The 13,113-nt window shown below is 68.2% G+C and carries 14 protein-coding genes; 11 read left to right on the plus strand and 3 right to left on the minus strand.

The features are described 5' to 3' along the window. The first annotated feature begins 8 nt into the window (after window positions 1-8). From fliH to fliR, 11 genes are all read left to right on the plus strand, one after another. Window positions 9-680, plus strand: a complete 672-nt coding sequence (fliH, locus tag BO1_RS36850; protein ID WP_028221859.1) for a flagellar assembly protein FliH — start codon at window positions 9-11, stop codon at window positions 678-680. After that, window positions 674-2,461, plus strand: coding sequence for a flagellar protein export ATPase FliI (gene fliI / locus BO1_RS54260; RefSeq protein WP_043288104.1), 1,788 nt, complete (start codon window positions 674-676; stop codon window positions 2,459-2,461). The genes fliH and fliI overlap by 7 nt, the downstream gene beginning before the upstream one ends. Then, a complete protein-coding gene (gene fliJ / locus BO1_RS36860; RefSeq protein WP_028221860.1) occupies window positions 2,458-2,907 on the plus strand; it encodes a flagellar export protein FliJ in 450 nt (149 codons plus the stop codon). Before fliI ends, fliJ begins: the two co-directional genes overlap by 4 nt. Window positions 2,908-3,016: 109 nt before the next feature. Next, window positions 3,017-4,519 (plus strand): flagellar hook-length control protein FliK, encoded by a 1,503-nt coding sequence (locus BO1_RS36865; protein WP_028221861.1) that lies wholly within the window; start codon window positions 3,017-3,019, stop codon window positions 4,517-4,519. Window positions 4,520-4,780: 261 nt separating this feature from the next. Beyond that, window positions 4,781-5,290 (plus strand): flagellar basal body-associated protein FliL, encoded by a 510-nt coding sequence (gene fliL / locus BO1_RS36870; RefSeq protein WP_028221862.1) that lies wholly within the window; start codon window positions 4,781-4,783, stop codon window positions 5,288-5,290. 96 nt (window positions 5,291-5,386) lie between these two features. Then, window positions 5,387-6,385: a flagellar motor switch protein FliM gene (fliM, locus tag BO1_RS36875; RefSeq protein WP_028221863.1), complete on the plus strand. Its 999-nt coding sequence runs from the start codon at window positions 5,387-5,389 to the stop codon at window positions 6,383-6,385. Beyond that, window positions 6,378-6,839: a flagellar motor switch protein FliN gene (gene fliN / locus BO1_RS36880; protein WP_028221864.1), complete on the plus strand. Its 462-nt coding sequence runs from the start codon at window positions 6,378-6,380 to the stop codon at window positions 6,837-6,839. The genes fliM and fliN overlap by 8 nt, the downstream gene beginning before the upstream one ends. After that, window positions 6,836-7,393 (plus strand): flagellar biosynthetic protein FliO, encoded by a 558-nt coding sequence (fliO, locus tag BO1_RS36885; RefSeq protein WP_043288108.1) that lies wholly within the window; start codon window positions 6,836-6,838, stop codon window positions 7,391-7,393. Before fliN ends, fliO begins: the two co-directional genes overlap by 4 nt. Further along, on the plus strand, window positions 7,394-8,239 hold the full coding sequence (fliP, locus tag BO1_RS36890) for a flagellar type III secretion system pore protein FliP (RefSeq protein WP_043288110.1): 846 nt from the start codon (window positions 7,394-7,396) through the stop codon (window positions 8,237-8,239). A 10-nt stretch (window positions 8,240-8,249) separates the two neighbouring features. After that, window positions 8,250-8,519 carry a flagellar biosynthesis protein FliQ gene (gene fliQ / locus BO1_RS36895; protein WP_028221867.1) on the plus strand — a complete coding sequence of 90 codons (270 nt, stop codon included), beginning with the start codon at window positions 8,250-8,252 and terminating at the stop codon, window positions 8,517-8,519. Between the two features lie 41 nt (window positions 8,520-8,560). Then, on the plus strand, window positions 8,561-9,352 hold the full coding sequence (fliR, locus tag BO1_RS36900) for a flagellar biosynthetic protein FliR (protein WP_028221868.1): 792 nt from the start codon (window positions 8,561-8,563) through the stop codon (window positions 9,350-9,352). 30 nt (window positions 9,353-9,382) lie between these two features. Here the strand turns inward: fliR and BO1_RS36905 are convergent, their stop codons facing one another. From BO1_RS36905 to BO1_RS60430, 3 genes are all read right to left on the minus strand, one after another. Next, on the minus strand, window positions 9,383-11,113 hold the full coding sequence (locus tag BO1_RS36905) for a ShlB/FhaC/HecB family hemolysin secretion/activation protein (protein ID WP_245643993.1): 1,731 nt from the start codon (window positions 11,111-11,113) through the stop codon (window positions 9,383-9,385). Between the two features lie 264 nt (window positions 11,114-11,377). Beyond that, a complete protein-coding gene (locus BO1_RS36910; protein ID WP_028221870.1) occupies window positions 11,378-11,923 on the minus strand; it encodes a hypothetical protein in 546 nt (181 codons plus the stop codon). A gap of 33 nt (window positions 11,924-11,956) precedes the next feature. Next, window positions 11,957-13,113 (minus strand): hypothetical protein (locus BO1_RS60430; protein WP_028221871.1); only part of this gene is annotated, 1,157 nt, incomplete at its 5' end.

Below are 13,113 nucleotides of genomic sequence, written 5' to 3' on the forward strand. Positions count from 1 at the left end.
CAACGCAGATGGCAACGCAACAGCCGCGCGCGCGCTCGGCGTACCAGCGCTGGGAGATGGCGTCGTTCGACCCGCCTCCTCCGCCCCCGCCGCCGCCCACGCCCGACGAGACGGCCGCGTTCGAGGCCGAGCTGGTGCGCGTGCGCGACGCCGCGCACCAGCAGGGCCTCACGTCCGGCCACGTGGCCGGCCAGGCGCTCGGCTACCAGGCCGGCTACGACCAGGGCCACAAGCAGGGCTTCGAGCAGGGGCGCGAAGAGGCGCGCGTGCAGGCGCGGCAACTGGCGCTGCTCGCGCAGCGTTTCGCCGATGCATTGCAGACGGCCGAAGCGGGCGTGGCCGACACGCTCGTCGAGCTCGCGCTCGACATTGCGCAGCAGGTGGTGCGCCAGCACGTGCAGCACGACCCGACGGCGCTGCTTGCGGCGGCGCGCGAGGTGCTCGCGCACGAGCCGCAGCTCGCGGGCTCGCCGCAGCTCGTGGTGAGTCCCGCCGATCTGCCGGTGGTGGAGGCGTATCTGATGGAAGAGCTGCAAACGCGCGGCTGGACCGTGCGCACCGACGCGGCGCTCGAGCGCGGCGGCTGCCGCGCGCAGTCGGCGACCGGCGAGTCGGATGCGGCCATCGGCACGCGCTGGGAGCGCGTGGCGGCGGCGCTCGGCAAGGCACGGCCATGGTGAACCCGACGCTGCACCAGACCGTGCACCAGGCGATCCACACGGGCGGCCTCACGCCGCTCGAGCAGGAGCTCGCGCTGGCGTCGTTCGGGCCTGGCGCGCACGACCCGGCGCAAACGCACGGCGTGCTGGTGGGCGACGACGCGCAGGCGGGCCCGCACGACGCCGATCCCGAAGATCTGCAGGGTGCGCAAGCGGGCGCCGGCGAACGGCTCGCGCCGGTGGACGCAGCCGAAACTGCCGGAATGGCTGATATTGCCGCCGGAGCCAGGCCGGCTGCCCAAGCCACCCAGGCCGCCCACGCGCCGCACGCCGCCGAGCCCCAGCCCTACGCCGCACCCCGCACGGCGCCCTACACACCGCCGCCGAACTACGACCCCAGCAATCCTCACCTTGTTGCCTGGAATGCGCATCTCGCGAGCGTGCGCGCACGCAACGCGCTGGCCTTGCCGCTGCGCGGCTGCGGGCGCCTCACGCGCGCCGCGGGCCTCGTGCTCGAGGCCGTGGGGCTGCGCCTCGCCGTGGGCGCGGAGGTCATGATCGAGCTGCCGCCGGGCAGCTCGCTGCCGATGGCCGAAGCCGAGGTGGTGGGCTTCGCGGGCGACAAGCTCTTTCTCATGCCGACCACCGAAGTCGCGGGCCTCTTGCCCGGCGCGCGGGTCTGGCCGCTCGAGAGCGCGCCCATTGCCGACCCGATGGCGGGCGCCAAGCGCCTGCCGGTGGGCTGGGGGCTCCTCGGCCGCGTGCTCGACGCCTCGGGCCGCCCGCTCGACGGCCTCGGGCCGCTCAATAGCGAAGCCGATGCGCCGCTCACCGCGCCCGTCATCAACCCGCTGAACCGCGAGCCGATCCACAAGGTGCTCGACGTGGGCGTGCGCGCGATCAACGCGCTTTTGACGGTCGGACGCGGCCAGCGCATGGGCCTCTTCGCGGGCTCGGGCGTCGGCAAATCGGTGCTGCTCGGCACCATGGCGCGCGCCACCAGCGCCGAAGTGATCGTGATCGGCCTGATCGGCGAGCGGGGCCGCGAAGTGAAGGAGTTCATCGAGCAGATCCTGGGCGAGGACGGCCTCGCGCGCTCGGTCGTGGTGGCCGCGCCCGCCGACGTCTCGCCGCTGCTGCGCATGCAGGCGGCCGCCTACACGACCACGCTCGCCGAATACTTCCGCGACCAGGGCAAGCACGTGCTGCTCTTGATGGATTCGCTCACGCGCTACGCGATGGCGCAGCGCGAGATCGCGCTCGCGATCGGCGAGCCACCCGCGACCAAGGGCTATCCGCCCTCGGTGTTCGCGAAGCTGCCGGCGCTCGTCGAGCGCACCGGCAACGGCCCCGAGGGCGGCGGCTCGATCACGGCGTTCTACACCGTGCTCACCGAAGGCGACGACCAGCAGGACCCGATCGCCGACTCGGCGCGCGCGATTCTCGACGGCCATATCGTGCTCTCCCGCGCGCTCGCGGAAGCGGGGCACTATCCGGCCATCGACATCGAGGCGTCGATCAGCCGCGCGATGACCGCGCTCATCGACGAGCGCCATCTGAATCAGACGCGCGCACTCAAGCAGATGCTCTCGCGCTACCAGCGCAACCGCGACCTCATCAACGTGGGCGCGTACGTGAGCGGGCGCGACGCGGTGCTCGACCGCGCGATCGCGCTCTATCCGCGCATCGAGGCTTTTCTTCAGCAGGGCTTTCGCGATACCGCGAACTACGAACAAAGCGTCGGTATGCTCGGCGCGCTAATCGGCAACGGCCAGGGCAACGGCCCGGGAGCGAGAACATGACCAAACAGACCGCGCTGCAAACCCTCATCGGCCTCGCGCAGGACGATGTCGATGCCGCGACGCAACGGCTCGGGCGCGTCCAGCGTGAGCGCGTGGAAATCGAGAAGCAATTGAAGGCGCTGATCGACTACCGCGACGAGTATCACGCGCGCTTCACCGAGTCGGCGCGCACGGGCATGGCCGCAGGCAATGTGCGCAACTTCCAGGCGTTCATCGACACGCTCGACGCCGCCATCGACCAGCAGCGCCGCATGCTCGAGCAGGCCAAGCAGCGCGTCGAGGCCGCGAAGCCCGACTGGCAGCGCAGCAAGCAGAAGCTCGGCTCGTACGAGGTGCTGCAGTCGCGCCAGGACGACGTGCAAGCGCTCAAGGACGCCCGCCGCGAACAGCGCGACGCCGACGACCACGCCGCCCGCGTGCTGCGCATGCGCACTTCGCATCCATGACGCGGGCGCGAGCGCCGCGCGCGCTCATGTCATAGCCGGGACGCGCCCGCGTATCTCCCTGGAGACCCGCTCCGGGCGCGTCCAGATCACGTTCAAGAGAGCAGACAGCATGTCGCTTCTATCCGCAGTCAGTTCGTTGTTCGGCGCCGCCGTGGATGCCGCCACGGGCAGCAACAGCAACGGCGCGAGCCCGTCCGATCTCGCGAGCCAGGGCTTCGCGCAAACGCTGCAGCAAAGCATCGCCGCGCAGAACATGCCGGGCCCGCAGGCAAGTGCCTCGCAGCAGGGCGCGCAGGCGAATGCGTCGATCTCGTCGGCCGCGACGTCGGCTGCCTCTTCGGCTTACAACAGCGCGAGCGCGGCGGCCGCGCAGCATGCGTCGCAATCCTCGCAATCGTCCCAGTCGGCGCAGCAGGCCAATGACGGCGCCTCGGCGCACGGCGCGCGGCACGCGTCGAATGGCGCTCACCGCACCGGCGACGCCCATGCGCGCCAGAAGCAGGACGAAGCCTCAGGCTCGCAGGCCGCCGCGGCACAGGTTCAGGCGCAACAGGCACAGCAAGCGGCGCAGCAGGCCCAGAGCGACGGCGACGACGCTGCCCAGGCCGCCGACGCCACGCTCGCCGGCGTGGCGTCGGCCGCGAACGGAGCCGCAGGCACGGATGCCAACGGCGCGGCAGGCGACGGCACCGCCAGCGGCGACCCGAAGTCGGTGAGCGACGCGCTCAATGCCGCGCTCTCGACGCTGCGCGGCGGCGCGGCCACGCTGAACACGCACGTGGCGAGCGCCGCGCAGGGCGCGGCTTCGAGCGGATCGGGCATCGCGAGCAGTTTCGCGGCGCACATGGGCACGCAGGCGAAGGCCAAAACCCTGGGCACCGGCGTCGACGACAAGAGCGCCGCCGACGGCACCACGAAGTCCGTCGCCGCCACGGCAACCGACAGCGGTGCGCAGAACGCCAACGCCGCGCTTGCCGCGGCGGCAGCGGCGACGCAGCAGGCCGCGTCCACACAAACGGCCGCATCGAGCAGCGCCACGGACGCGCTCGCCGCCACCCAGGCCGCCGCCGCAGCAGCGGCTCAGGCCCAGGCGACCCAGGCCACCCAGAGCGCGAGCGCCAACCCGGCCGCGGCGGCTGCGGCGTCCACCACGCTCGCCCCGCAAGTGGGCACCTCGGACTGGGAGGACGCGCTGAGCCAAAAAGTGGTGTTCCTCTCGAACGCGCACCAGCAGTCGGCGGAGCTCACGCTCAATCCCAAGGACCTCGGGCCGCTGCAGGTCGTGTTGCAAGTCGCCGACAACCACGCACACGCGCTCTTCGTCTCGCAGCATCAGCAAGTGCGCGAGGCTGTCGAAGCCGCGCTGCCGAAGCTGCGCGAGCAGATGCAGGAGAACGGCATCGGCCTCGGCAGCGCGAGCGTGAGCGACGGCTTCTCGCGCCAGATGAACCAGCAGGCGCAGCAAGACAGCGGCAGCGGCTCGGGCGGCTCGCGCACGTCGCGTTCGAGCGGCGCCGCCGGCATCGGCTCGGCGGGCGGCGTGGACAGCACCGCGAGCGCCGCCACGACGGCCACGCAGCGCACCGTGGGCTTGATCGACACGTTTGCCTGAGGCATGACGTAGCGCGCGCGCGTGCATGCGCGCGCAACCATGCCGCGCGCATCGTGCCCGCCGCGCCTGGCCGCCCACGCTCGCCCGCGCGCGCGGCACAAAGCCAGGAGATAGCCGCAAATCCCCCGTCTATTCCTCCCATCGCTGTAAGCCAAAAGCCGGAACAATGCAGGCTGCCGGAATGAATGCGAGCGCACGCCTTCCGGCCCCGACATCCGCAACACCGGACTCACCCACGGCTCATCCAGGCTCACAACCGACATGGCGACGACCCCGACCGCAAACCCGCAAGCCGCGCCCCAAAGCGCGCAACCCGGACCGCTCAAGCGCATCCTTCTCATCGCGCTGATCGCGATTCTTGCCGCAGGCGCTGCGGGCGGCGGCGTCTGGTTCTTCATGTCGCGCCACGCGGCCAGCGAGCCGGCCGCCGCGAGCGCGCCGCCGCCGCCGGCCGTGCCCATCTACTACGCGCTCGAGCCGATGACCGTAAACCTGCAGTCCGACGACGGCGAGACGCACTATCTGCGCGTCGGCTTGACGCTCAAGCTCGACAGCCAGGCCACCCAGGACGCGCTCGTCGCGCGCATGCCCGAGATCCGCAGCCGCGTGCTGCTCGCGCTCTCGAACAAGCATCCGTCCGATCTCGCGCCGCTCGACGGCAAGCGCGCGCTCGCGGCCGAGCTCGCGCGGCTCATCGCGCAGCCCACCGACCCGCGCGGCACGCCCGCCCGCGTCGAAGACGTGCTGTTCACCGAATTCGTCGTCCAGTAAGCGCAGCATGAGCACGCTCAACATGAACCCGCGCGTTCGCCCGCATGCCCTGTGCGCGGGCACGACGCAGCCAATCCGGAGCCTGGCATCATGAGCATGGGTCACGACGAGTTCATGTCGCAGGAGGAGGTCGATGCCCTCCTCAAAGGCGTCACCGGCGAAGTCGACATCGAGTCGACCCAGACCGAGCATCAAGGGGTGCGCCCGTACAACATCGCGACGCAGGAACGCATCGTGCGCGGGCGCATGCCCGGCCTCGAGATCATCAACGAGCGTTTCGCGCGTCTGATGCGCGTGGGGATTTTCAACTTCATGCGCCGCACCGCCGAGATTTCCGTGGGCCCCGTGCGCGTGCAGAAGTACAGCGAATTCACGCGCAACCTGCCGATCCCGACGAACCTGAACCTCGTGCACGTGAAGCCGCTGCGCGGCACGTCGCTGTTCGTGTTCGACCCGAACCTCGTGTTTTTCGTGGTCGACAACCTGTTCGGCGGCGACGGGCGCTTTCACACGCGCGTCGAAGGCCGCGATTTCACGCAGACCGAGCAGCGCATCATCGGCAAGCTGCTCAATCTCGTCTTCGATCACTACACCACGGCGTGGAAGAGCGTGCGGCCGCTCACGTTCGAGTACGTGCGCTCGGAGATGCACACGCAGTTCGCCAACGTGGCGACGCCCAACGAGATCGTGATCGTCACGCAGTTTTCGATCGAGTTCGGCACAACGGGTGGCACGCTGCACATCTGCATGCCCTACTCGATGATCGAGCCGATCCGCGACGTGCTCGCCTCGCCGCTGCAAGGCGAAGTGCTCGACGTGGACCGCCGCTGGGTGCGCGTGCTCTCGCAGCAGGTGCAGGCCGCCGAGGTGGAGCTCACCGCCGATCTCGCGCAGGTGCCGGTCACCTTCGAGCAGATCCTGAACATGAAGAAGGGCGACGTGCTGCCGATGAACATCCCCGAGCACATCGTCGCCAAGGTGGACGGCGTGCCGGTGATGGAATGCGGCTACGGAATTTTCAATGGTCAATACGCGTTGCGGGTCCAGAAGATGATCAGCGCAGCCGACACGATGAAGGAAGGTGGATATGAGTGACGTGAACGCCACGCAAGGGGACGAGCCCGTGCCGGGTCAGCAAGCCGCCGCCGGCGCGGCCGATGGCATCGACGCGATGGACGACTGGGCCGCCGCGCTCGCCGAGCAGAACGGCCACGAGAACCACGAAGTGGCCGCGCAGCCCGCCGCCGTGTTCCAGCCGCTCTCGAAGGTCGATTCGAACTCGACGCGCAACGACATCGACATGATTCTGGACATTCCCGTCCAGATGACCGTGGAGCTCGGCCGCACCAAGATCGCCATCCGCAACCTGCTGCAGCTCGCGCAGGGCTCGGTGGTGGAGCTCGACGGCCTCGCCGGCGAGCCGATGGACGTGCTCGTGAACGGCTGCCTGATCGCCCAGGGCGAAGTGGTGGTCGTGAACGACAAGTTCGGCATCCGCCTCACCGACATCATCACGCCCTCCGAGCGCATCCGGAAGCTCAATCGATGAAACGCTTTGCTGCATCCGCCGCGCTGGCGCTGGCGCTGGCAAGCGCAGGCGCAGGGCTTGCCGCCCTGCCCGCGCAGGCCGCCGACCTGCAGGCCGTGAACGAGGCCGCGCGCTCGGCATCGAGCGCATCGGCCGTGATCGCGGGCAGCGCGGTGCCGTCGCTGGGCTTCGGCGCGGTGCTGCAAACCGTGTTCGGCCTCGTGCTCGTGATTGGCGTGGTATTCGGCTGCGCGTGGCTCGCGCGGCGCCTCGGCCTCCAGCACGGCCCGAAGAGCGCGCTCGTGAAGACCGTGGGCGGCGCCTCGCTCGGCGGCAAGGAGCGCGTGGCCGTGGTCGAGATCGGCGACACCTGGCTCGTGCTCGGCGCCGCGCCCGGCAACGTGCGCCTCCTGCACACGATGCCCGCGGGCGAACTGCCGGCCTCTGCCGGCGCTGCTGCCAGTATGGCTGCCGGCTCCGCCGCCCTTCAGGGCACCTTCGGACAGCGCTTTCGTGACGCGCTCAAACACGAAGCAGGCAAACGTTTCAAGCGTCACGACGGCGGAGCGCAGTAAATGCACGGCAGCACCCATCATGACGCGCTCGCGGGCGGCCACGCTCGCGCGCACACTTCCTCGATCGTGAGATTCTCGCGCGCCGCCTTGCCGGCCGCACTCGTGCTCGGCGCGGGCGCCGCGGCGCTGCTGCTGCCGCATCTCGCACATGCACAGGCCGCTGCGCAGCCGCAGGGCCTGCCGGCCTTCAACACGAGCCCGGGCCCCAACGGCGGCACCACGTATTCGCTGAGCGTGCAGACGATGCTGCTGCTCACGATGCTGTCGTTCCTGCCCGCGATGGTGCTGATGATGACGAGCTTCACGCGCATCATCATCGTGCTCTCGCTGTTGCGCCAGGCGCTCGGCACGACGACCACGCCGCCCAACCAGGTGCTCGTGGGCCTCGCGCTGTTCCTCACGATGTTCGTGATGTCGCCCGTGCTCGACAAGGCTTATAACGACGGCTACAAGCCGTTCGCCGCCGGCACGATCTCGATGGACGACGCGGTGGCGCGCGGCGTCGCGCCGTTCAAGACCTTCATGCTGCGCCAGACCCGCGAGTCCGATCTCGCGCTGTTCGCGCGCATCTCGCACGCGGCGCCCATGCAGGGCCCCGAGGACGTGCCGCTCACGCTGCTCGTGCCCTCGTTCGTCACGAGCGAGCTGAAGACGGGTTTCCAGATCGGCTTTACGATCTTTATTCCGTTTCTCATCATCGACATGGTGGTGGCGAGCGTGCTGATGTCGATGGGCATGATGATGGTGTCGCCCGCGACGATCTCGCTGCCGTTCAAGCTCATGCTGTTCGTGCTCGTGGACGGCTGGCAACTGCTGATCGGCTCGCTTGCGCAGAGCTTCACCTGAGGAGTTCGCTATGACGCCCGAAACCGTCATGACCCTTTCGCACGAAGCGATGTATGTGGCGTTGCTGCTGGCCGCGCCGCTCCTGCTCGTGTCGCTCGTCGTGGGTCTCGTGGTGAGCCTCTTCCAGGCCGCCACGCAAATCAACGAAAGCACGCTTTCGTTCATCCCCAAGCTCATCGCGATTGCGGTGACGCTCGTGATTGCCGGGCCGTGGATGCTCACCACCATGGTCGATTACATGCATCGCATGTTCGCGAGCATTCCGTCGCTTGCGGGCTAAGCGCGCTTTTTAGACCTCGCGCGCTCTTCGGCGCTCACACGATGTTCACCGTCACCTACGCGCAGCTCAATCTCTGGCTCACCGCGTTCCTCTGGCCGTTCACGCGCATTCTCGCGCTCGTGGCCGTGGCGCCCGTGCTCGGCCACCGCTCGGTGCCCACGCGCATCAAGATCGGGATTGCCGCGTTCATCACGCTGATCGTCGCACCCACGCTCGATCCCATGCCGCAGGTCATGGTGTTTTCGGCCGAAGGCGTGTGGATTCTGGTCAACCAGTTTCTGATTGGCGCGGCGCTCGGGTTCACGATGCAGATCGTGTTCGCCGTCGTGACGGCGGCGGGCGACTTGATGGGGCTGGGCATGGGGCTCGGCTTCGCGTCGTTCTTCGACCCGCAGGCCAACACGTCCACACCCGCGCTTTCGTCGTGGCTGAACATGATGGCGATGCTCGCGTTTCTCGTCTTCGACGGGCATCTGCAGATGATCGCCGCGCTAGTCGAGACGTTCCACAGCGTGCCGGTGTCGGCCAATGTGCTTTCGGGCAATGGCTACCGGCTGATCGTGGGCTGGGGCGCGACGATATTCAACGCCGGGCTGCTGCTCTCGCTGCCGGTGGTGGTGGCGCTGCTCATCACCAATATTTCGCTCGGCATCCTCAATCGCGCGGCGCCGCAGATCGGGATCTTTCAGATTGGCTTTGCACTCACGATGCTCGTGGGCTTGCTGCTGATTCAGATGATGATGCCCAATCTGATTCCCTACTTCGCGCGGCTCTTCGATGGCGGCATCGATCAGATGGGGCGCGTGGCGGCGGGGCTGAGGCCTGGGCCGTGAAGCGCCTGCGATGCCGCGGCACTCATGCCCCTAGAGCGCCGCAGTGAGCGTCACCCACGTCTGCTGGCGCGCCGCGTGCTCGGGACCCTGGCCAGCCCGCATGGCGTAGCTGATCTGCGCCGACACATGCTTGCCGCTATAGCTCGCGCCAATCCCGTAGCCCTGCAGGTGCACCGATGCCCCCGTCATGGCGCCATCGTTGCGCATTCTGCCGCGCGCGTCGTCGTAGAAAATCTGCAACGCGGTGCCCGGCAGCGGCCGGATGAACTGGCTCACGCCCACGGAAACGATCACGCCGTCGTCCACGGCCGCCGCGTTCTGGTCGTACGCGCGCACGGCCGATGGCCCGCCCAGCCCGAGCCGCTGCGAACCGTCCAGCGCCCGGCTGGCCCACTGGCCACGAACCGCCAGCGAGGCTTGCGTGGTTGACGTGAGCGATTGAATGAACGTGGCGGACGGCTCGAGCTTGTAGAAGTCGTAGCGACGATCGACATAGGGCGCATCGCTGGTTCCATAGTCGTATTCCTTCTGCCTTGTTTCGCCGCGACTCGCCACGACGCTGTACTGCGTCACGTTCCTGCGTGCGCCCCAATTGCCATAGTAATTGCCGTCGGCGCGCAGCGAAGCCACGAGACTGCGTTGCCGGCTCTCGAGGATATTGTCGAATTTTTCGTCGGTCGAGCTCCAGGCCTCCAGGCCCGCGCCGAGGTCGAGACTCGCGTTGGCAGTGCGGATCGCCGGCGTGGAGCCGTACAGGCTGACGACGTCGGCCGAGCCTGTGCCCAGGCCGCTAAACTCCTCGCCGAACTTGTAGTCCACGTGCGAGTACGCCATACCCGCGCGGCTCGCGCCCAACCCGGTCAGCATGTCATAGGACACACGGCCGAGACGCGTGCGCCCTTCCTCGCCGGCGCTCGTCTGCATGAAACGCGGCGTGAAGTAGACCGTCCCCTGCAACTGGTCGCCCAGGCCGAGCACGTTGTTGACGCCGCCCGAAACGCCCACCCGGCGCCACCCCGCCTGGCGCGAACCCGAGTTGTCGAGGGTCGCCGCGGCGTAGTAGCGGTCGGCCGGCGTGACATCGACATCGACGATCGTGCCGCCCGGCTCCGTTCCCGTCGAGAGCGCCGACGACACCGAACCGACGCCGGGAATGCCTTCGACGACGCGCGTATTGCGTTCGATTTCGCGCAGCGTCGGCGTGGTTTCGCTCGTGCTCGCGAGGATGGCCTTGAGGCGGTGCGTCGACACCTTCGAGCCGTTTTCCACGCCGATCGATTCGACGTGGCCGCGCTCGACACCAAAGCGCACGACCCCGGCCGTGACGGTCTGCGGCGGCAGCGTCACGCGCACGAGCGTATCGCCGCCGTTGTAGAGCACCGTCGTCAGCTCGTCGCGCAACGTCTGCAATTGCGCAAGCGTCACGCTGCGCCCATGCCACGGCGCGAGGAAGGCATCGACACGCTGCTGCTCGGCTTCGGACAGCGCGCCGCCAAAATCGAATGCGTTGACGACGAAGGCAAACTCACCCGCGGCAGGCGCCGATTCGGCCGGCTTGGATGACTGCAGGGCAGGAGCGCGCTCGGTCGAGGATTCGCCTTCGATGCCACGCGTCATGTCAGCGTTCTGCCGCAGCAGCGCGCCGGCGCTGGGCGGCTCATAAGCGTGGGCATAGCCGTGCCATGCCGTCAGGCCGAGCAAGGGCAGACAGGCGGGACCGAGGCGTTGGCAAAGGTGCCAGTACCGGTTGGAGACTTTCAAGGTGCGAAGGAAAACGAGGGGGCCAAACAAGACGACCCAAGGGTGCAAATTGGCGTGCGCCAATCCGGCAGACGTTGCCGGCGGTGCCGGGAATCGCAGGGGAATGGGTGCGCCAACCATGAAGGGAGAGGCAATGGATGCCTCTCCTTTGTCGTGCGATCCGGCGGGACCGGCCGGAGGCGGGCGGCCGCTGGCGCGATCGGCTCGGGCCGATGGCGCCAGCGTGCCTCACGCCTGGCCGATCACCGGGGATCGATGCGGCGGTTAGCGTGCGCCGCCACTGCTGCCGCTGTCGCTGCCGCTGCCGTTATCCGAAACGGTGATGGGCGTGGGCAGAATGATCTCCGGGGCCTTCAGCTTGCCCCAGTACGTCGGGGCCAGAGATTCCACCGTGAGCGTCTTTCCGGCCGTGTTATTGGCCGCGAAGACAGCGACCGCGCGCAGCGAAACGTCGACGCCGGCGCGGGTCTGCGACGTCGGATACTGGCCGATCAGGCCGGTATACGAGATCGTCGGGATGCCCGTGATCGGATCGAACGAGATGCCGGGATCGACGGCCATCATGACGCTGCCCTTGCGGCTCGTCACGTTGCCGAGCTGGTAGATGCCCTTCATGCTGCTATCCGTGCAGCCCGTGCCGGGGACGCAGACGTTATTCGTGGAATGGACCACGATGTCGCCATCGGCATTCACATCGCGAATCAGGTAAACCGTGTCGCCCTCGAGCGAGACCGTCTTGCCGCTCAGCGAACCGGTCTGAAGCGTTCCGCTCGTGCCGATCATCACGTCCTGACCCGCCGTGGTGCTCACGCCATAGTCCTGCACGACGTTGGAGCCCGTGAGCTAGACGGAGCCCTTGGACGCCGTGATGTTCGCGTACTGCTTCAGATTGCCGCCGCTCGCGCTGTCCGACGAGATGGACACGTCACCCGTCGAGGCGGTGATCGACGCATTGACGTCGACGCCCGAACCCTGCATGGACACGCTGCGCCCGTTGACCGCGCTGTTGACCGTGAGGGCGCCGTTGCCCATCGCGCCAACCTTGACATCGCCGCCAGCGTTCAGCCGTTGCGCGAGGATCGTGTTGCTTGCGCCGATCTGCACGTCGCCACCCGCCGTGGTGCTGACGCCGCTCTTCTGCAAGACGTTGGTGCCCGTGAGCAGGACCGAGCCCTTGGACGCCGTCACGTTCGCGAACTGCTTGAGGTCACCCTCGCCCGCGCCGTCGGCCTTGACGGATACGTTGCCCGTCGAGGCGGTGATCGGCGCATTGATCTCGAGATCCGAGCCCTGCATGGACACGCTGCGCCCGTTGACCGCGCCGTTGACCGCGAGCGGGCCGTAGTCCGTGCCGACCAGGATGTCGCCGCCGGCGCTCAGTTTGGACGCCAGGATGGTGTCGTTTGCGCCGATCTGCACGCTGTCACCTGCAACGGTGTTGACGCCATTTTTCTGGAAGACGTTGGTGCCCCAGAGCTGGACCGAACCCTTGGACGAGTTGATGTCCGCGTTCTGCTTCAGATCGCCCGAGCCAAAGGCGTCGGCTTCGATGGCCACGTTGCCCGTCGTAGCGTTGATCGACGCATTGGTTTCGACGCCCGTGCCCTGCAACGACACGCTGCGCCCATTGATCGCGTTGTTGGCCACGAGGGAGCCTTCCAGCGTGCCCACCTGGACGTCGCCGTTGCCGATCAGCCTGGCTGTCTGGATGTTGCCGTCCGCGCCGATCGAAATGCCGTCGCCCGCAGTGGTGACGACACCGTTCTTCTGCACGACGTTGGTGCCCGTGAGCAGGACCGAGCCCTTGGACGCCGTGATGTTCGCGTTCTGATTCAGATCGCCATCACCCATGCCATTGGACTTGACGGCGACGTCGCCCGTCGAGGCCGTGACCGACGCGTTGATGTCGACGCCGGTGCCCTGCATCGACACGCTGCGCCCATTGATCGCGCTGTTGACCGCGAGGGGGCCGACCGCCGTGCCGATCTGGACGTCGCCGG

The sequence above is a fragment of the Paraburkholderia oxyphila NBRC 105797 genome (genome assembly GCF_000685075.1).
Classification (GTDB): Bacteria; Pseudomonadota; Gammaproteobacteria; order Burkholderiales; family Burkholderiaceae; genus Paraburkholderia; species Paraburkholderia oxyphila.

Excerpts from the sequence above, each read along its gene's own strand:
- fliH (WP_028221859.1), top strand. The coding sequence starts at position 9 with ATGGCAACGCAACAGCCGCGCGCGCGCTCGGCGTACCAGCGCTGGGAG.
- fliI (WP_043288104.1), top strand. The coding sequence starts at position 674 with ATGGTGAACCCGACGCTGCACCAGACCGTGCACCAGGCGATCCACACG.
- fliJ (WP_028221860.1), top strand. The coding sequence starts at position 2,458 with ATGACCAAACAGACCGCGCTGCAAACCCTCATCGGCCTCGCGCAGGAC.
- BO1_RS36865 (WP_028221861.1), top strand. The coding sequence starts at position 3,017 with ATGTCGCTTCTATCCGCAGTCAGTTCGTTGTTCGGCGCCGCCGTGGAT.
- fliL (WP_028221862.1), top strand. The coding sequence starts at position 4,781 with ATGGCGACGACCCCGACCGCAAACCCGCAAGCCGCGCCCCAAAGCGCG.
- fliM (WP_028221863.1), top strand. The coding sequence starts at position 5,387 with ATGGGTCACGACGAGTTCATGTCGCAGGAGGAGGTCGATGCCCTCCTC.
- fliN (WP_028221864.1), top strand. The coding sequence starts at position 6,378 with ATGAGTGACGTGAACGCCACGCAAGGGGACGAGCCCGTGCCGGGTCAG.
- fliO (WP_043288108.1), top strand. The coding sequence starts at position 6,836 with ATGAAACGCTTTGCTGCATCCGCCGCGCTGGCGCTGGCGCTGGCAAGC.
- fliP (WP_043288110.1), top strand. The coding sequence starts at position 7,394 with ATGCACGGCAGCACCCATCATGACGCGCTCGCGGGCGGCCACGCTCGC.
- fliQ (WP_028221867.1), top strand. The coding sequence starts at position 8,250 with ATGACGCCCGAAACCGTCATGACCCTTTCGCACGAAGCGATGTATGTG.
- fliR (WP_028221868.1), top strand. The coding sequence starts at position 8,561 with ATGTTCACCGTCACCTACGCGCAGCTCAATCTCTGGCTCACCGCGTTC.